This is a genomic window from Kitasatospora sp. NPDC085895 (assembly GCF_040702125.1).
Lineage (GTDB): Bacteria > Actinomycetota > Actinomycetes > Streptomycetales > Streptomycetaceae > Kitasatospora > Kitasatospora arboriphila.
The window spans coordinates 117,139-133,940 of the sequence record NZ_JBFBJY010000007.1 but is presented as its reverse complement, the minus strand read 5'-3'; the positions used below and the strand labels follow the sequence as shown (position 1 = coordinate 133,940).

Here is a 16,802-nt window from a genome sequence, read left to right as displayed (position 1 = left end):
TCGTCGCCCCCTGTGGGCACATGGCGCGGACGGACGTCGTCGCTCCGCCGCGCGTTACTCCGTTCGAGTGAAGGCCGGGTTCATGGGGCCTCCCGGGCGGGCAGAGCCTGCGGCATGACGACATCCACGAACAGCCGCCGCCCTCGTCGCCGCCGTCCCGCCGCGCCCCCCGCCCCCACCCCCGCCACTGCGGTCCGCTCCGCGGCGGTCCGCTCCGCGCCGGTCCGCTCCGCGGCGGCCCGCACCGCACCCGTCCGCTCCGCTCAGGGCCGTGCCGAGCGACCCCCGAACGCCGGGCCGAGCAGCGGCGGTCGGTGCTGTCGGACCTGGTCGAGCGAGCGCATCTCGCAGGGCGGCACGGTCATCCGCACGACCTGGCACGAGCCCGTGTGCCGGACCTGGAGCCGCCCGTGACCACCTCCGCAGGACCGGCCCCGGCGCCCGGCGCCGCCTTCCGTCACCACTGGGACCAGGGCATGGTCCAGCCGCTGAGGCCGTTGGCGGGGTCGAGGGGCTGCTTCTTGACGGAGTTGCGGATGATGACGACGTCGCCGACCAGGGAGGCGGCGTAGACCTTGCCGGCGGGTGAGTCGTCGTCGCCGGCCTCGGAGTCGACCATGCCGATGCAGCCGTGGCTGATGTTGGAGCGGCCGACGGCCGCGGCGGCCTTCGGGTTGCCGTGCAGGTAGGTGCCGCTGGTGGTCAGTCGCATCGCGTGCGGCTCGACGGCGTCGTAGCCCTCGCCCACCAGCCCGACCTGGCCGCGGGAGGTCATCTTCTCCATCCGGCTCATCTCGGAGATGACCATGGTGCCGTTCCAGGACGGGTTGTCGTCGGTGCCCGCGGTGATCGGGATGGTCTGGGCGGGCTTGCCGTCCTCGGTGACCACCATCCGGTGGGTTCGGGCGTCGACCTCGCTGATCCGCTTGCGGCCGACGGTGAAGTGCTCGTCGCGCTGGGTCGCACCGTACACACCGGGGGCGAGTTCCACGCCCTTGGTCCGCAGGTGGATCTGCACCGTGGTGCCGGACTTCCAGTACGCGGCGGGCCGCAGGTCGAGGCGGGTGTCGTTGTCGAACCAGTGGCCCCTGACCTCGGTGCCGTCCGAGGCCTCCACGGTGACGACCTTCTCGGCCTCCGCCTTGTTCTTGACCTTCACGCCGAACCGCACCGAGATGATCATGCCGACGCCGAAGGTCCGGCCGGTGACGACGTTGTCCTCGACCTCGGCGGTCTTCGACGGGGTCAGGGTGGTGAACCGGCTGGTGGCGGCGGTCGTGACGCCCGCGGCGTCCACGGCCTTGGCGTTCACCGTGTAGGCCGCACCGACCGTGAGACCACCGGTGGCCGGGATCCAGCTGAGACCGTCGGCGGCCATCGCACCCTCGACCGGCTTGCCGTCCGCGCCGGTCACCGCGACCTCGGTCAGCTTGCCGGTCGCCACCGACACCTTGACCCCGCCCGGTGCCACGTTCTGCGCACCGTCCTTCGGCTCGATCGACAGCACCGCCGCGGACGCCTTCGCCGCACCGCCCGTGCCGCCGCCGGCGCCCCCCGCCCCGGCGGCGTCCGTACCGCCTCCGGCCCCGCCGCCACTGCACGCGGCCAGGAGCAGAACCCCGCCCAGTGCCCCGCCCGCCATCGATGTCCGTCGCACGACGGCCCCCCTCCATCGGATCTTCCGGAGAGTTACACGCCTCGACGGGCGTTCAGGTTTCACCGGAGGGCGCGAGATCGATGTCACGCATGCGTCCCGGCGGGGTGGGCCTGCGTCGAGTCCGCCCCGGGCCGTGCCCGGTCACTGGAGCGCGACGCGGAACGGACCGCCTTCCGCCCGCTCGCGCGGCACGTTGAACCGCACCCGGTGGTCGAGCTCGACCTGGTAGTACGCCCCGCCCTTCGGGACGTCGGCGATCTCTACGGGGAAGTCGCACTGGGCCGCCTTCGACGACCTACCGGGGCCGAGGGTGCCGGTGGCGAGGAGCTTGCCGTGGTCGTCGTAGACGGCGACGGCCGTGTGCTGCGCGATGCCGGCGTATCCGCCGGTGCCGGTGCACTCGTCGGACGTGCGCGTCAGCCCGGTCGGCAGCGTCACGGTGCCGCTGAGCGAGAACAGCCCGGCGAACGCCGGACTGCCGGAGCCGATGCCCCACACCAGACCGACCACCGCCGCACCGGCCACGAAGCCGACCACGCCCGCGGTGCGCCGGCCGGGCACGCGTGCCGCTCGTTGCGGTCCGGCCGGCGGGGAGGCGGGCGGCGGAGCGCCGGGTGGTGCAGCCGCAGCGGTCGGTGCACCGGTGTCGTCAGCCATGCCCGCGAGTATCCCAGCCCGACCGGCCTGCACGGAGAACGGAACCGACGTCAGACCCGGGCCGTCCTGGTGAACGGCAGAGCATCCAGATCGGCGCGCACCTTGCTGTCCTGTCGGGCGGTCACTTTCCGAATCACCAGGACGGCGAGGATCGCGGCGACGATGCCGGCCGTCGCGTCGTAGGGCGAATAGCCGTAGGGGCGGGCGCCGAGTCGCAGGGCGACGGCGCCGCCGACGGTCTTGGCGAGCCACGCCGCCCACCAGGCGTCGATCAACCACGTTCCGCCGGTGGGGGAGGTCGCGCGCCAGACGTCCAGCGCGATCCGGCGCGGAATCCACCACATCGCCCCGGGGATGAACCATGCACCGACGGCAAGCCCCGCCGAGTACTTGTGGGTTCCGGGCGCGAAGAGTTCGGCATTGAGGCGGCAGCGCCGGAACCAGCAGAGGAACACGACGACGGTGGCGAGGAACAGCGGCATGGAGATCGGCACGAATCGTGCGAAGAACTCCGACTCGGTGCCACCGGCCAGCGCCACGGCCAGCTGTGCGGCGGCCTGCACACCGATCAGCACCTGGGCGGCCAGGGCCAGTCGGCGGGGATCTGCGACCGGTCCGCTGTAGGCCAGGGCGCGCGGGCGCGCGTCATCACGACCGGGTTCAGAGTTCACTGCGTGTCCCCACCAATCACGCCTGCGGTGCTGGTCACACGCAGAGATCGCTCAGGATAGGAGCACGTGCTCGAACTGTCCACCGGCAGGCTGCACGCAGGGGGGCGAAGGGAAAGGCCGCTGCGGCGGTACCGCTGTCCCAAGTGCGGTCGGGCGGCCCAATGATGCGGGGCCATGACGAGACGCGGCCTGACGCTGGCCCTTGCGATGTCCCTGTGTGCGGCGACCGGTGCAGGTGTGGCGCACGCGGACGGGTGCACGCCGGAGGCGGGCGGCACCTACAGGATCGACGGTGTGACCGGCAGCGTTCCCAAGGTGCGGATGGGGAATTCGCTGACGATCGACAACAGGATGCATCTCGACGCCCCCGACCAGAGCTCCAGCGCGTTCGAAACGATGGTCATCCCGGTGCGGCAGCAGGGCGGTTACACGCCCGGTCGGCCGCCGACGGTGTCGCTGAGCGTGGACGGCGGCCCGTCGCACCGGTTCTCGTTCACCTGGCGGCCGGCCACCCGGCCCGGAGACCTCGGCACCTGGGTCTCCACCCGTGTGGAGTTCGGGAGGCTGACCCGCGGTGTCCACGTGCTGCACGAGACCCTGTCGATGCCGGTGGGCAGCCCCGACGGTCTGTACGAACTGGGCGCCTACGCCTACATGGACGGGCCGTGCGGGATGGTCAGAGGCACCACGATGGGCGGTGTGACCTACGAGTTCACCGGCGGCACCCCCGCCCGGGAGCCCTCCCGGGCCACCGGCGGCGGCGCGACCGGCACGCCGAGCCCGCGGATGAGCACACCCCGTACGCCGGGAGCGGCCGGGACGCCGGGCTCGCCGCTCCCGGCACCGTCCGGCTCACCGTCGCCCTCGGCGCCGTCGGTGGCCGCCCCGCCGTCGCCGGGCGCGAGCCCGGCGTCCTCGCCGAGCCCGGCACCGCCGGTGGCGGCATCACCGGCCGTCGTCCCGCTGGCCACCACGCCCGCCGCGAACGGAAGTTCCGCACTGCCGTGGGTGCTCGGCCTGCTCGCGGCGCTGGCCGCAGCGGCGGTCGGCGGGGTGCTGGCGCTGCGGCGCCGTGCCCGCTGAGCCCGGTCGGAGGACGGTCAGTCGAGGCAGAACTCGTTGCCCTCGACGTCCTGCATGACGATGCAGGCGTCGTTGCCGTCGTACAGCAGGCGTTCGCGCACCGCGCCGAGCGCCAGCAGTCGCGTGCATTCGGCCTCGAGCACGGCCAGGCGCTCCTCACCCACGAGGCCGGTGCCGACCCGCACGTCGAGGTGGACGCGGTTCTTGACGACCTTGCCTTCGGGAACGCGCTGGAAGTACAGCCGCGGGCCCGCACCCGTCGGGTCGCTGCACGCGAACCAGGCGCCCCGGTCCTCGGCCGGCCGGGAGCGGTGGTAGTCGTCCCACGTGGCGAACCCCTCCGGCGGCGGCGGTACGACGTACCCCAGCACCTCGCACCAGAAACGGGCGACGCGCTCGGGATCCGCGCAGTCGAACGTGACCTGAACCTGCCTGACCGATGCCATCGGGCCACCCTAGCAGGTTGATCATTCCGCTCAATTCCCGCTGGATGTCCATAGGTTGGTGGGAACGGTCGGTGCGAGCGGCGGCATGCGGGCTCGATCGTCTCGGGATGCCTCTCGTGATACCTTCTGTGCCGCCGTGCGCCGTTGCGAAATCGAGGAGGTGAGACCGATCAACACTGTGACAGGTCGGGCCTCCCTCCCTCGCATGGCCTAGGGACGCCCGCCGAAGGCGTCCCGAAAGGCCCGAACCATGCGTTTCATCTCCGACTCGTCGTCCCGCGGTGTCCGCGAACAGCTCTTCGAACTCGAAGGGGTGCCCGGCGTGCTGTGGACACCGGAAGGTGCCGCAGGCGGCCGCCCCCTGATCGTGATGGGGCACGGCGGCGGCCAGCACAAGAAGGCCCCCGACATCGAGACGCGTGCGCGTCGTCTCGCCGCCGAGTGCGGCTTCGTCGTGGTCGCGGTCGACGTGCCCGGCCACGGTGGCCGGCCGGTCGACGAGGAGTTCGACCGGATCGCGACCGAGAACCGGGCCCGCGCCGAGGCGGGGGAGGACCTGGCCCGGCTGATCGCCGAGTTCCAGGCCTTGGTCTCTCGCCGGACCGTTCCGGAGTGGCGGTCGTTGCTGGACGCCGTCCAGCAACTGGAGCACGTCGGCGCCGGGCCGGTGGGCTACTGGGGGGTGTCGCTGGGCTGCGGACTCGGGGTCCCGTTCGTCGCGGCCGAGCCCCGCGTGCGGGCCGCGGTCCTGGGCCTGGGCGGGGCCCTGGCCTCGGCCGGGGACGCCGCGAGGATCACCGTCCCGGTGGAGTTCCTCCTCCAGTGGGACGACGAGAGGGTGCCGCGGGCCGCGGCCCTGGCGCTCTTCGACGCCCTCGGCTCGGTCGAGAAGACACTGCACGCCAACCCCGGCAAGCACTCCGAGGTCCCGGACTTCGAACTCGACAGCACGCTGCGGTTCTTCGCCCGCCACCTCGGCTGACACCTCCGACCACCGGCATGCCCGCAGGCCGTTGACCCGGACGAAGGGCGGCGTGCACCGACTCGGTGTCGGACACGCCGCCCCTCGAACGGGCGGGACTGCGGGGCCGCAGTCCGTGCGGTCACTTCGGGTCGCGGTCGAACACCCGCTTCGACCAGCGGTACCCGAGCACCGTGAGGGCCAGGCACCAGGCGAGGGCGATCCACCCGTTGTTGCCGATCCCGGTGCCGAGCAGCAGGCCGCGCAGCGTCTCGATGGCGGGGGTGAACGGCTGGTACTCGGCGACGGGCTGGAACCAGCCGGGCATGGAGTGGACGGGGACGAAGGCGCTGGAGAGGAGCGGAAGGACCATCAGCGGCAGGGCGTTGTTGCTGGCCGCCTCGGCGTTCGGGCTGACCAGGCCCATGCCGACCGCGATCCAGGTGAGCGACAGGGCGACCAGGGTCAGCAGCCCGAGCGCCGCCAGCCACTCCAGGGCGGTGGCGTCCTTGGCGCGGAAGCCGATCGCCACCGCGACGGCGCCGACCAGGACCACGCTCGCGACGCACTGCAGCACGCTGCCGACGACGTGCCCGATCAGGACGGAACCGCGGTGGATCGCCATGGTCCGGAAGCGGGCGATGATGCCCTCGGTCATGTCGTTGGAGACGGAGACCGCGGTGCCGATCGTGGTGCCGCCGATGGTCAGCAGCAGGATGCCCGGGACGATGTAGGCGATGTAGTCGGCCCGGTCCGCCCCGACGCCCCCGATGCCCGCGCTCATCACGTCGCCGAAGACGTAGACGAAGAGCAGCAGCAGCATGACCGGCGTGAGCAGCAGGTTCAGGGTGAGTGACGGGTAGCGGCGCGCGTGCAGCAGGTTGCGGCGCAGCATCGTCGAGGAGTCGCGGACGGCGAGGGACAGGGAAGTCATCGGGAGGCCTCCTCGGCCTGGTGGGGGACGGTGGTGCCGCCGGTCAGGGCGAAGAACACGTCGTCGAGGTCGGGGGTGTGCACGGTGAGTTCGTCGGCCTCGACGCCGGCCGCGTCCAGCCGGTCGAGGACGGCGCGCAGGTCGCGCTGGCTGCCGTCGCTGGGGAGTTGCAGCGCGAGCGCCTCGTCGTGGCGGGTGACGTCACGGAGGGCGGAGGCGGCCGACCGGTACGCCGTCGGGTCGGTGAAGCGGAGCCGGACGTGGCCGCCCGGGACGAGCCGCTTCAGTTCCTCGGCGGTGCCGTGGGCGGCGATCCGGCCGTCGTTCAGCACGGCGACGCGGTCGGCGAGTTCGTCGGCCTCCTCCAGGTACTGGGTGGTGAGGAAGACGGTGGTGCCGCCGGCGACGAGCTCGCGGACGATCTGCCACATGTTCTGGCGGGAGCGCGGGTCGAGGCCGGTGGTGGGCTCGTCGAGGAAGATGATGCTCGGCGTGCCGACCAGGGTCATGGCGATGTCGAGGCGGCGCTTCATGCCGCCGGAGTAGGTGGAGGCGGGCTTCGTCGCGGCGTCGGCGAGGTCGAAGCGCTCCAGCAGTTCGGCGGCGACGCGCCGTCCCTCCCGCCGGGGGAGGTGGTGCAGGTCGGCCATGAGGAGCATGTTCTCCTCACCGGTGATCAGGCCGTCGACGGCGGAGAACTGGCCGGTGACGCCGATCGCCGCGCGGACGGACTGCGGGTCGGCGGCGAGGTCGTGACCGGCCACCCGGGCCGTGCCGCCGTCGGCGGAGACGAGGGTGGAGAGGATCTTGACGGCGGTGGTCTTGCCGGCGCCGTTCGGGCCGAGCAGGGCGAAGACGCTTCCGGCCGGGATGTGCAGGTCGATGCCGTCGAGGACGGTCTTGTCGCCGTAGGACTTGCGCAGACCGGCGGCGGTGATCGCGGCGGGCGGCTGCTGGTCGAGGTCCGTCCTGGATGCGGGCATGGCGGACGAAGGCATGGGGCCCTCCGGTTGAAGGCTGGCGTGGCTGGAGCGGGGACGGTGGTGCCGGTGCTGCCGCGGGTCAGGCCCGGGCGCGGAGGATGTCGACGGTGCCGTGCGTGGTGCGGGCGCTGACCTTGACGGTGTCCTCGGCCTCCGACTCGGCCTTGGCCGGGGCTCCGGCGGCGGCGAGCGCGTTGCGGACCTGCCCGGAACCGGAGGCGGCGTCGATCCAGGCGGCGGTGCCCTTGCGGACGCCGACCTCGATCGAGCCGAAGGCGGTCTCCAACTGCACCGTGCCGCGGACGACTTCACCCAGGCGCAGGGTGCCGTGGGCGGTGCTGGCGGTGACGGACGCCTCGGCGTGGGCGATGTCGATGTCGCCGTTGGTGCCGCGCACCCGGAGGTCGCCGAGGGCGGTGCCGACGGTGGTGGTGCCGTGCGCGTTCTTCAGGGTGGCGGGGCCGTCCACGGTGCCGACGCGCACGCTGCCGGAGCTGGTGCTGATCTCGGCGGCGCCCTCGATCCGGTCGACGGTGATCGAGCCGTGCGAGGCCTCCAGGTGCAGCGCGCCGGTCGTGTCGAAGCGGAGGTCGCCAGAGGAGGTCCTCACCCGGACCTCGCCGAGCCGGCCCTCGCCGAGCACCTGGGTCCAGGAGCCGGCCACGGCGACGTGCGAGCCCGTCGGCAGTTCGACCGTCACGTCGACGGTTCCGGAGCGGCGGAGCGAGAAGGGCTGCTTGGGCGTGGTGACGGTCAGGACGCCGTCCGTGCAGGTGACCCGGGTCCGCTCGGCGGCCCGCACGTCCTGGTCCTTCTGCGGGTCGCGGGGCAGCACCTCGACGACGGTGTCGGTGCGGTCGCCGGCGGTGAGCCGGACGGAACCGGCCTCCACGGTGGCGGTCACGGAGATCGGTTCGGGGGTGGTGAAAGAAGGCACGGCTGTCCCGTCCTCTCGGCTCTGCAGGACGTCCCCGCTGGTGGGACGCGGTGTGTGTGGATGGGGGGGCGGAGGTGGTGCGGGGTGCCGCGGTCGGCACACCCGGCCGTCGAGCTGCGCCCGGTCGGTCGTCGGCGAGACCAGGTGGTCCAGGTTCGTGACGCCATGATGGCACCATTATGGCGCCATACGCAAGCCTGTGTGGTGTCATCCGTGGCGCCTTGCAGTGGGGGCGGTCCTGGCCTGCGGAAACGCGCCGGGATGGACGGGCCTGCTGTGGCGCCACTCACGCCCTGTCCGATGCCGGCGGTCTGCGATGGCGTCGCGTGGCGCCATGTGGCGCCACGCGGGAGCTGCGGGCGCCATGCGGAGCTTCGCGGCATTCGATGATGGACGTGCCGCGCCGATGCCGCCTAGGCTGGTGATCATCTGGGAGGGGGTGTGGTGAACGGCGATCCGCTGTACCACTGGACGGCGCTGGCAGTGTCCACCGCGCTCCTGCTGCCGATTCCGGTGGCGGTGCTGGCCGGCTGGACACCGCCGTGGATGCGGGGGCGACGGGCCGGGATGCGGCTTCGCGCCCACGGCGCCCTCTGCTGCTACGCCCTCGCCCCCCTCAACGGCCTCCCGCGGATCGCCGACGCGTCCGTCGGCACGGTCACGGCCTGCACCGCCGCCGGCCTCGGCCTCATCGCCGCCGCAGTGGTGCTGTTCCTCCTCGCGGAGCGCAAGGACGCGAACGCCCGGTCGGCGGGGCAGGCCGAAGCCCCGCGAGCCTGAAGGGCGCCCCTTCCCCTCTGTCGTCACTGGACGGCGGACGACGCCGCCGTCAACGCGGCGTCCTGCGTGGCGTCAAGTACCGCCCCTCCGACACCGGCTCGCTGCTGGCCCGGAACCTCGGGCTCTACGGCGTCGGCGGCCTGATCGTCCCCTTCGCCCGAAGTGGTTCCAGCCCCGACCTTCGGCCGGCTCGTACGAGTCGAAGGCTTCCGGCGCGTCCGACCTCGGCCCGAACAGCGAGGACCTACCGAGGGCCGCCCGTTCGGCTTCCTCGGCCGGGGCGGCATCAACGTCGTCCTGCTCAACACGGCGCTGAACGACCTCGGGTGGCGGCAGCCCGGCAGCGCCACCGACCGGAGTCGGCCCGCCCCCGGAGTAGCGTTCACGCTCAATTCATTGCAACGGGCTGCGTGCGTGACGTTGCGTTAGTTCCGTGGCTGTTGCAACGATTTACCGGCTCTGACCTGCTGATATCGAGATTTTATGCAACGAGTCGGTTGCCACAACTTGGAATGCAACGTAGCGTTTCCAATGTCAGAAACCAGCGCAGCCAGTCAAGGAGAGCACGATGCACACCTTCAACACCCCCGCCCCGGTCACCGTCGTCCTCGACATCCCCGCGGGCCGTGTCCGGCTCGTCGCGGCCGACCGGGCCGACACCACCGTCGAGGTCCTGCCCGCGGACGCCGCCAAGGGCCGCGACGTGAAGGCGGCCGAGCTGATCGAGGTCGCCCACCGCGACGGGGTGCTGCGGATCGAGGCCCCCGCGGCGAGGAACCGGATCCTCGGCACCTCCGGCACCGTCTCGGTGACCGTCCACCTGCCCGCCGGCTCCCGCATCGAGGCGAAGGGCGCCGCCGCCGAGTTCCACGGCACCGGACGGCTCGGCGAGGTCGCCGTCGAGATCGCGCAGGGCACCGTCGAACTCGACGAGGCGTCCGCCGCCCGCCTCACCCTCCAGTCCGGCGACGTCACCCTCGGCCGCCTCACCGGCCCCGCCGAGATCAGCACCCAGCAGGGCGACCTCCGCATCACCGAGGCCGTCCGCGGCACCCTCGTGCTGCGCACCGGCTCCGGCGCGATCGAGGTCGGCGTCGCCCACGGCGTCTCCGCCGCACTGGACGCCGGCACCGCCTTCGGCCGGATCGCCAACTCCCTGAAGAACACCGACGGCGCCGACGCGGCCGTGACCATCCGCGCGACCACCGCCGCCGGCGACATCACCGCCCGCAGCCTCTGACCACCACCGCCCGGCCGACCGGACCGTGGGAGGTGCGCGCAGTCGCACCTCCCACGGCGCCGCGGTCGCGGTCAGTACCCGGCACGTTCCGACACGAGACGAGGAAACGACCATGAGTGAATCCCTGCGCACCGCCGAGAACGCCACCGGACAGGACCGTCCCGACCTGCAGAAGGCCGTCGAGGACTTCGTCGACGCCGGGTTCGCCGGGGTGCAGATGCGCGTCCACGACGAGCGGGGTGCGTGGGCCGGCACCGCCGGAGTGCGCAAGCTCGGCGAGGCGGCGCCGCCGCCGCCGGACGGACGGTTCTGGATCGGCAGCACCACCAAGACCTTCGTCGCGACCCTGGTGCTGCAGCTGGTCGCCGACCGGGCGATCGGGCTGGACGACCCGGTGGCCGACCACCTGCCCGAGCTCGGACTGGACGGGCGGATCACCGTGCGGATGCTGCTCCGGCACACCAGCGGGCTGGCCAGCTACACCGGCGACCTCGACCCCGACGGGACCTTCGTGCCGGGCATCCCGGCGGCGGGCAAGCCGTGGGTGGACGACCGGTTCCGCAGCCACCGGCCGGAGGAACTCGTCCGGTTCGCCCTCGCGAAGCCGGCCCGGTTCGAGCCCGGGGCCGACCAGAGCTACTCCAACACCAACTACACCCTGGCCGTGCTGCTGATCGAGAAGGCCGCCGGCCGCTCGTACGCCGAGCAGATGCGGCTGCGGATCCTGCAGCCGCTCGGGCTCCGGGACACCGCGGTGCCCGGTGACTCGCCGGACCTGCCCGCGCCGCACGCCCACGGCTACTACCGCTACCAGGACGGCGACCAGTGGAAGGTCGTCGACGTCACCCGCCAGAACCTCACCCTCCTGACCGGCGCCGGCGACATGATCTCCACCACCCGGGACCTCCACACCTTCTTCTCCTCACTGCTGGGCGGCAAGCTCCTGCCCGCCCCGCTGCTGACCGAGATGCGCACACCGCACGGCATGCTCGGCTACGGCCTCGGCCTGTTCGTGCAGGACCTCGGCCCGGAGGGCGGTACCGTCGTCCACCACAACGGCGGCGCCCCCGGCGGCTACGGCGCACTGATGATCGCCAGCCCCGACGGCAGCCGGACCCTCACCGCCGGGCTGACCACCGGCGACGCCGACGTCGACCCGGCACAGGCGTTCCCCGGGGCGCTGGACCGGCTCATCAGGGCCGTGTTCGGCAACGGGCGGACCACGGGCTGACGACGCCGAACCGGATCCGGCCCGGGTGGCGGGGCCGGCCGGGCCGCCCGGGTCTGCCGGGTCGGGCCGGGCCGAGGGGTGCCGTTCGTCCCTGCCATGTCAGGCCGTTCATCTGCCAGAATCGACCGGCCGGCAACCAGGGACGAGGAGGGCCGCGTGGGCGGTGACGAGGTGCGGTCGAGGATTCCGCAGCTGCGGCTGGACGAGCTGCTGGAGGAGCTCCAGGCCCGGATCGACGCCGCCCGGGGCACCCGGGACCGGGTGCACAGCCTGCTGGAGGCCGTGCTGTCCGTGGGCCGGGAACTGGACCTGACCCAGGTGCTGCGCCGGATCGTCGAGGCCGCCGCCGTGCTGGTGGACGCCCGCTACGCCGCACTCGGTGTGATCGGCCCCGACGGCGAGACGCTGTCGCAGTTCCTCACGGTGGGACTGTCGGAGGAGGAGATCGCCCGGATCGGCCCCTACCCGACCGGCAAGGGGCTGCTCGGGGAGCTGATCCGCCGTCCCGAGGCGCTGCGCCTGCGCGACCTGTCGGAGCACCCGGCGTCCTTCGGCTGTCCCGCGCACCACCCGGTGATGCGGACCTTCCTCGGGGTGCCGGTGCGGGTGCGCGACGAGGTGTTCGGCAACCTCTACCTCACGGACAAGCGCGGCGGGGAGGAGTTCGACGCCGACGACGAGTCGGTGATCGCGACCCTCGCCGTGGCGGCGGGCGTGGCGATCGACAACGCCCGGCTCTACGAGGAGGCGCAGCGCCAGCAGCGCTGGCTGAGCGCGAGCGCGGAGATCACCCGCACGCTGCTGTCGGGGAGCTCCCGGTCCGAGGTGGTCGGGCTGATCGCCCAGCGCGCGCGGGAGATCACCGGCGCCGAGCTGGCGGACGTCTCGGTGCCGGTGGCCGGGACCGGATCGCTGCGGGTGGAGCTGGCGCTGGGCGGCGACGGTGCCGCACGGCTGGGTCTCGTCGTCCCGGCGGAGGGGACGCTCTCGGGCGCGGCCGTCGCGAGGGCCGAGCCGGTGACCAGCCCCGACCTCGCCGACGACCCGCGGCTGTCCGCCGGCCCGCGGCGCTTCCAGGGACTCGGCGCGGCGGTGGCCGTTCCGCTGGGCCGGGCCGGCAGCGAGAGCGCGGGTGTGCTGCTGCTGGCCCGGCGGCCCGGCGAACCGCCCTTCACCGAGCGGGAGATCGGCCCGCTGCTGGGCTTCGCCGACCAGGCCGCGCTGGCCCTGGAGCTGGGGGAGCGGCGCCGGGACGCCGAACAGCTGGCGATGCTGGAGGACCGTGACCGGATCGCCCGGGACCTGCACGACCTGGCGATCCAGCGGCTGTTCGCCACCGGCATGACGCTGCAGAGCGCCGCCCGGCTGATCGACCACGCCGGGGCTTCCGACCGGGTGCTCCGGGCGGTCGGCGACCTGGACGAGACCATCAAGATCATCTGGTCGACCATCTTCGGCCTGCGGGCCCGGGGGGACGAGACCGGGCGCGGGCTGCGGGCCCGGGTGGTCCGGGCGGTCGAGGAGGCACAGGCCACCCTCGGATTCGCGCCCCGGCTGAGCATGGAGGGCCTGCTCGACACCGACGTCCCGGGGGAGGTCGCGGACCACGTGGTGGCGGTGCTGGCCGAGGCCCTGAGCAACGCCGCCCGGCACGCCCGGGCCGGCCGGGTGGAGGTGTCGCTCCGCGCCACCGGGCAGCAGGTGGTGCTCGCCGTGCTGGACGACGGCGTCGGCATCCCCGAGCAGGGACGGCGCAGCGGCCTGCGGAACATGGCCGAACGCGCCGAGGGCCTCGGCGGGCTGCTCGAACTGTCGAACCCGGCGGACGGCGGGACCAGGCTCGTCTGGTCGGCCCCGCTGGGACGCTGAGCCCACCGGTCCGGTGCTCGCCGGCGGGAGCGGCCACCGGTGTCGTGTCAGGGCGGAGGGGGCGTCACGTCGGCGAGGAGGCGTCCGGTCACCAGTTCGGAGTGGATGCGGACGGTGACCCGGTCGGCGGGCCGGGGGTGTGACCCGGCCACGGCCCCGGGGCCGGTCACCTCGGCCCTGCCGAGGACGGTGACGCTCCAGCCGCTGCCGTCCGCCTCGCTCACCTCGTCGGCCTGGAAGGCGACCAGCGCGTCCGCCACGGCCCGGAGGAACTCCGACCCGGCGGTGGCGGGCACGAGCACGTTGCCGTCGTCGTCGAGCCGGTACCTGACCGGCAGGACGGCGGGCAGCGCGCCGACGGTGTAGACGACGCGCCCGATCGACGACGTGGCCAGGAGACGCAGGGAGTGCCACTCGCCCAGCGGTGCGGAGTCAGGGGTCATGACACCGATGGTCGCCCGGGCCCGCCGCGCGGGGCAGGGGCCTTCGGCCCCGGTCGGACGGCCGGGCGGCCCGCCGCGCCGGGCCCGGTCGTCAGCGGGCGGTCCGGCCGTCCGCCTGGCCGTGGGCGGCCAGGGCCTGGGTGGCGATGACGGCGGCCTGGACGCGGCGCTCGACGCCGAGCTTGGCCAGCAGCCGGGAGATGTGGTTCTTGACGGTCTTCTCCGCCAGGTAGAGGCGCTCGCCGATCTGCCGGTTGGTGAGCCCCTCGCCGATCAGCGCGAGGATCTCCCGCTCCCGGTCCGTGAGAGCGGGCAGGTCGGAGGCCGGCGGGGCGGTGTCGCCGCGCAGGCGGGCCATCAGGCGGGTGGTGGCACCGGGGTCGAGCATGGACTGGCCGGCGGCGACCGTGCGGACGGCCGAGACCAGGTCGGTGCCGGTGATCTGCTTGAGGACGTAGCCGGAGGCGCCGGCCATGATCGAGTCCAGCAGTGCCTCCTCGTCGTCGAAGGAGGTCAGGATGAGGCACGCCAGCTCCGGCATCTTCGAGCGCAGTTCGCGGCAGACGGTCACGCCGTCGCCGTCGGGCAGCCGCATGTCCAGGATTGCGACGTCGGGGCGCAGCGCCGGCACGCGGGCCAGGGCCTGTTCGACGGTGGCGGCCTCGCCGATGACCGTGAGGTCGGGCTCGGAGTCCAGCAGGTCGTGCACGCCGCGCCGGACGACCTCGTGGTCGTCGAGGAGGAACACCGTGATCGGGGTGCTCGCCTGGGCCTCCGTACTGCCCGTCATCGCGTCTCCGTAACTCTCGGACCCGCCGTCGGGGCAGCGGGTGGGACCGTCGGCAGTGTGCCGGGGGCTCCCGGAGGACACCGGGCCGGGCGGCCCGGCAACCCCGGCAACGGACCCCATTATGCGCCCCGGTGACGGCGTGTCCGGGCGGCCCTGCCCAGGGAGGTGCCCGCTCGGACGTGACGGGTGCCGCCGGCACCCCGGTGGTGCCGAGCCGTGCGGGTGCGGGCTGATCGCTCCGGGCTGCAGGGCGCCGGCAGGACACGGAAACGCCGAACCGGGAACAGCGGTCGGGCCGTTCCCGGTTCCTGCCGGTCCCGCAGTCGGCCGCGCTCCGCGGTGCGGCCGGCGGACGAGGCGGCGTGGCTCAGGCGAACGCGGTCCGCAGGGCCGCGAGCACGGTCGCCGGCTCCGCCAGGGCGTGGTGCACCGGTGGCACCGGCAGGTCGAGTCCCAGCAGCTGGTGGACGGCGTGCATGGCGCCGCGCACCGAGTACTCGACGGTGAAGACGACGTCCTCCGGAATCTCGACGTACTGGCCGAGGAAGGCGAAGTTCCGCGCGCCGTGCGGGATCACCCTGGGCCGGTCGTGCGTCGAGCGGCGGGCGAACTGGCTGGTGATGTAGGGCATCATCACGGAGGTGACGGTGGTGGAGGCGCGCACCTCCTCCGCGATGTCGTCGAAGCCCAGCTGGCCGAGCAGTTCGGTGAGGATCTCCCGCCCGGTGCATGCGGCCATGGGCTTGCCGGTGAAGTCACCGGGAGCGTCCATGAACAGGCCGTACCCCCACAGGGTGAACACGCCCTCGGGCTGGCCGTCGAAGTGCGGCTGGCGGGGGACGACGATCGACATCAGCCACGGCGAGTCCTTGAAGGTCATCAGCGCGCCGGTGCCCGGGGCGTTACCGCTGTATTCCTCGATCCGCTTGAGCAGGGCGGGGCTGCGCATGGTGAGGGTGAACGACTCCCAGGCGGCCTCGGCGACGCTGCCGTTGAAGACCGACGGCCGGCCGAAGTCGGGCGCCTTCAGGGCCAGCGTCTCCCACAGCGTCCAGCTGCCGTCGCGCTTGTCGCGGACGAGCTCCGGGACGGTGTCGTCCCCGCCGAAGGAGGCGTCGGCGGTCATCGAACCGAGCGTGATGAAGGCCAGGTCCGGCTCGGCGAGCTCGACGGTCTCCGGGCCGCTCGCCCGCCGCAGGTGGAGGCGCCCGGCGCGGCGGATGCCGTCCCTCTCGGTGAAGTCGACGTCGGTGACGGTCACGCCCTGCTCGATCCGCACGCCGCGCTCCAGCAGCCACTTGGTGAGCGGCCGCACGACGGAGTCGTACTGGTTGAACCGGGTGCGACGGACGCCCGCCAGGGTGTGGATGCGCGGGAACTCCTGGAGGAAGCGCAGGAAGTAGCGCTTGAGCTCGATTGCGCTGTGCCAGTTCTGGAAGGCGAAGGTCGTCCGCCACATCGCCCAGAAGTTGGTGGCGAAGAAGTGTTCGGAGAAGAACTCGTCGATCCGCCGGGCGCCGATCGCCGACTCGGGTGTGACCAGCAGGCGGGCCAGTTCCAGCCGGTCGCGGGCGTCGAGGCCGAGCCGCGACGCGTCGACGATCCGGTGGTCGCGGTCGATCAGCCGGGCTCTGGCGTCCGTCGGCACCGCCCGGTTGAAGTCGGCGACCTCCTGGCGGACGGAGACGTTCGGATCGTCCAGGGTCGGGATCGACTCCAGGAGGTTCCACAGGCACGTGTACGCCTCGTCCTCCAGCATCCGCCCGCCGCGGGTCACGTACGCCCCGTCCGGCGCCTTCCGCCCGTCGAGCGAGCCGCCGGCGAGGGGCATCTGCTCCAGGATGCGGATGTTCTCACCGGGGACGCCGCCGTCCCGGATCAGGAAGGCCGCGGCTGCCAGGGCGGCGATCCCGCCGCCGACCAGATACGCCTTGGTGGTGCGTCCGCTGTCGATCATGCCTCGTCCCGGTCGTCGTGGAGTGCGCCTGCGCCGTCGGCAGGCGCCGTCCAGCCTGGTCGCTGCGCGACCGCCGCCGACAGGGCCCTGCAGTCCCTCCGCGGGGGCCGCAGGTCCCGGTCGGGGCGCGGCAGATCCGGCCCGGTGGGCCCTGTGACCGGAC

The 16,802-nt window shown here is 73.0% G+C and carries 16 protein-coding genes and 1 pseudogene; 7 read left to right on the top strand and 10 right to left on the bottom strand.

The window, feature by feature from the left end; all coding sequences use genetic code 11:
• Positions 1 to 457: 457 nt before the first annotated feature.
• From AB0442_RS06815 to AB0442_RS06805, 3 genes are all read right to left on the bottom strand, one after another.
• Positions 458 to 1,657, bottom strand: coding sequence for an Ig-like domain-containing protein (locus AB0442_RS06815; RefSeq protein WP_366161102.1), 1,200 nt, complete (start codon positions 1,655 to 1,657; stop codon positions 458 to 460).
• A gap of 141 nt (positions 1,658 to 1,798) precedes the next feature.
• Positions 1,799 to 2,314 (bottom strand): hypothetical protein, encoded by a 516-nt coding sequence (locus AB0442_RS06810; protein WP_366161100.1) that lies wholly within the window; start codon positions 2,312 to 2,314, stop codon positions 1,799 to 1,801.
• A gap of 50 nt (positions 2,315 to 2,364) precedes the next feature.
• A complete protein-coding gene (locus tag AB0442_RS06805) occupies positions 2,365 to 2,985 on the bottom strand; it encodes a DUF4328 domain-containing protein (RefSeq protein WP_366161099.1) in 621 nt (206 codons plus the stop codon).
• A gap of 294 nt (positions 2,986 to 3,279) precedes the next feature.
• On the opposite strand from AB0442_RS06805, the gene AB0442_RS06800 reads away from it, so the two are divergent.
• Positions 3,280 to 4,068 (top strand): hypothetical protein, encoded by a 789-nt coding sequence (locus AB0442_RS06800; RefSeq protein ID WP_366161097.1) that lies wholly within the window; start codon positions 3,280 to 3,282, stop codon positions 4,066 to 4,068.
• A 17-nt stretch (positions 4,069 to 4,085) separates the two neighbouring features.
• Here the strand turns inward: AB0442_RS06800 and AB0442_RS06795 are convergent, their stop codons facing one another.
• Positions 4,086 to 4,514, bottom strand: a complete 429-nt coding sequence (locus tag AB0442_RS06795; RefSeq protein WP_363543099.1) for a VOC family protein — start codon at positions 4,512 to 4,514, stop codon at positions 4,086 to 4,088.
• A gap of 250 nt (positions 4,515 to 4,764) precedes the next feature.
• Here AB0442_RS06795 and AB0442_RS06790 point away from each other — a divergent pair, with 250 nt between their 5' ends.
• Positions 4,765 to 5,496 (top strand): alpha/beta hydrolase, encoded by a 732-nt coding sequence (locus tag AB0442_RS06790; RefSeq protein ID WP_366161095.1) that lies wholly within the window; start codon positions 4,765 to 4,767, stop codon positions 5,494 to 5,496.
• 121 nt (positions 5,497 to 5,617) lie between these two features.
• On the opposite strand, the gene AB0442_RS06785 is transcribed toward AB0442_RS06790, so the two are convergent.
• From AB0442_RS06785 to AB0442_RS06775, 3 genes are all read right to left on the bottom strand, one after another.
• On the bottom strand, positions 5,618 to 6,409 hold the full coding sequence (locus AB0442_RS06785) for an ABC transporter permease (protein WP_366161094.1): 792 nt from the start codon (positions 6,407 to 6,409) through the stop codon (positions 5,618 to 5,620).
• Entirely contained in the window at positions 6,406 to 7,407 is a 1,002-nt protein-coding gene (locus AB0442_RS06780; RefSeq protein WP_366161092.1) for an ATP-binding cassette domain-containing protein, read from the bottom strand. The genes AB0442_RS06785 and AB0442_RS06780 overlap by 4 nt, the downstream gene beginning before the upstream one ends.
• 64 nt (positions 7,408 to 7,471) lie before the next feature.
• Positions 7,472 to 8,329 (bottom strand): DUF4097 family beta strand repeat-containing protein, encoded by an 858-nt coding sequence (locus AB0442_RS06775; RefSeq protein ID WP_366161090.1) that lies wholly within the window; start codon positions 8,327 to 8,329, stop codon positions 7,472 to 7,474.
• 441 nt (positions 8,330 to 8,770) lie between these two features.
• Between AB0442_RS06775 and AB0442_RS06770 the strand changes: the two genes are divergently transcribed.
• The 5 genes and pseudogenes from AB0442_RS06770 to AB0442_RS06750 all read left to right on the top strand — a co-directional run bounded on the left by AB0442_RS06770 (position 8,771) and on the right by AB0442_RS06750 (position 13,449).
• A complete protein-coding gene (locus AB0442_RS06770; protein WP_366161088.1) occupies positions 8,771 to 9,109 on the top strand; it encodes a hypothetical protein in 339 nt (112 codons plus the stop codon).
• Positions 9,110 to 9,275: 166 nt separating this feature from the next.
• Positions 9,276 to 9,425 (top strand): annotated as a pseudogene (locus AB0442_RS06765) (potassium-transporting ATPase subunit C); the annotation flags it as partial.
• 252 nt (positions 9,426 to 9,677) lie between these two features.
• Entirely contained in the window at positions 9,678 to 10,349 is a 672-nt protein-coding gene (locus tag AB0442_RS06760) for a DUF4097 family beta strand repeat-containing protein (RefSeq protein ID WP_366161086.1), read from the top strand.
• A 112-nt stretch (positions 10,350 to 10,461) separates the two neighbouring features.
• Positions 10,462 to 11,580: a serine hydrolase domain-containing protein gene (locus AB0442_RS06755; RefSeq protein WP_366161084.1), complete on the top strand. Its 1,119-nt coding sequence runs from the start codon at positions 10,462 to 10,464 to the stop codon at positions 11,578 to 11,580.
• A gap of 156 nt (positions 11,581 to 11,736) precedes the next feature.
• Positions 11,737 to 13,449, top strand: coding sequence for a GAF domain-containing protein (locus AB0442_RS06750; RefSeq protein ID WP_366161082.1), 1,713 nt, complete (start codon positions 11,737 to 11,739; stop codon positions 13,447 to 13,449).
• A gap of 47 nt (positions 13,450 to 13,496) precedes the next feature.
• On the opposite strand, the gene AB0442_RS06745 is transcribed toward AB0442_RS06750, so the two are convergent.
• The 3 genes from AB0442_RS06745 to AB0442_RS06735 all read right to left on the bottom strand — a co-directional run bounded on the left by AB0442_RS06745 (position 13,497) and on the right by AB0442_RS06735 (position 16,639).
• Positions 13,497 to 13,892 (bottom strand): pyridoxamine 5'-phosphate oxidase family protein, encoded by a 396-nt coding sequence (locus AB0442_RS06745; RefSeq protein ID WP_366161081.1) that lies wholly within the window; start codon positions 13,890 to 13,892, stop codon positions 13,497 to 13,499.
• Positions 13,893 to 13,983: 91 nt separating this feature from the next.
• On the bottom strand, positions 13,984 to 14,682 hold the full coding sequence (locus AB0442_RS06740) for a response regulator transcription factor (protein ID WP_366161079.1): 699 nt from the start codon (positions 14,680 to 14,682) through the stop codon (positions 13,984 to 13,986).
• Positions 14,683 to 15,049: 367 nt separating this feature from the next.
• Entirely contained in the window at positions 15,050 to 16,639 is a 1,590-nt protein-coding gene (locus AB0442_RS06735; protein WP_366161077.1) for an oleate hydratase, read from the bottom strand.
• Positions 16,640 to 16,802 lie beyond the last annotated feature (163 nt).

Bases quoted from the DNA above. Each gene is read 5' to 3' on its own strand.
- AB0442_RS06735 (WP_366161077.1), bottom strand. From the start codon at position 16,639: ATGATCGACAGCGGACGCACCACCAAGGCGTATCTGGTCGGCGGCGGG.
- AB0442_RS06745 (WP_366161081.1), bottom strand. From the start codon at position 13,892: ATGACCCCTGACTCCGCACCGCTGGGCGAGTGGCACTCCCTGCGTCTC.
- AB0442_RS06810 (WP_366161100.1), bottom strand. From the start codon at position 2,314: ATGGCTGACGACACCGGTGCACCGACCGCTGCGGCTGCACCACCCGGC.
- AB0442_RS06760 (WP_366161086.1), top strand. From the start codon at position 9,678: ATGCACACCTTCAACACCCCCGCCCCGGTCACCGTCGTCCTCGACATC.
- AB0442_RS06795 (WP_363543099.1), bottom strand. From the start codon at position 4,514: ATGGCATCGGTCAGGCAGGTTCAGGTCACGTTCGACTGCGCGGATCCC.
- AB0442_RS06755 (WP_366161084.1), top strand. From the start codon at position 10,462: ATGAGTGAATCCCTGCGCACCGCCGAGAACGCCACCGGACAGGACCGT.
- AB0442_RS06780 (WP_366161092.1), bottom strand. From the start codon at position 7,407: ATGCCTTCGTCCGCCATGCCCGCATCCAGGACGGACCTCGACCAGCAG.
- AB0442_RS06790 (WP_366161095.1), top strand. From the start codon at position 4,765: ATGCGTTTCATCTCCGACTCGTCGTCCCGCGGTGTCCGCGAACAGCTC.
- AB0442_RS06740 (WP_366161079.1), bottom strand. From the start codon at position 14,682: ATGACGGGCAGTACGGAGGCCCAGGCGAGCACCCCGATCACGGTGTTC.
- AB0442_RS06785 (WP_366161094.1), bottom strand. From the start codon at position 6,409: ATGACTTCCCTGTCCCTCGCCGTCCGCGACTCCTCGACGATGCTGCGC.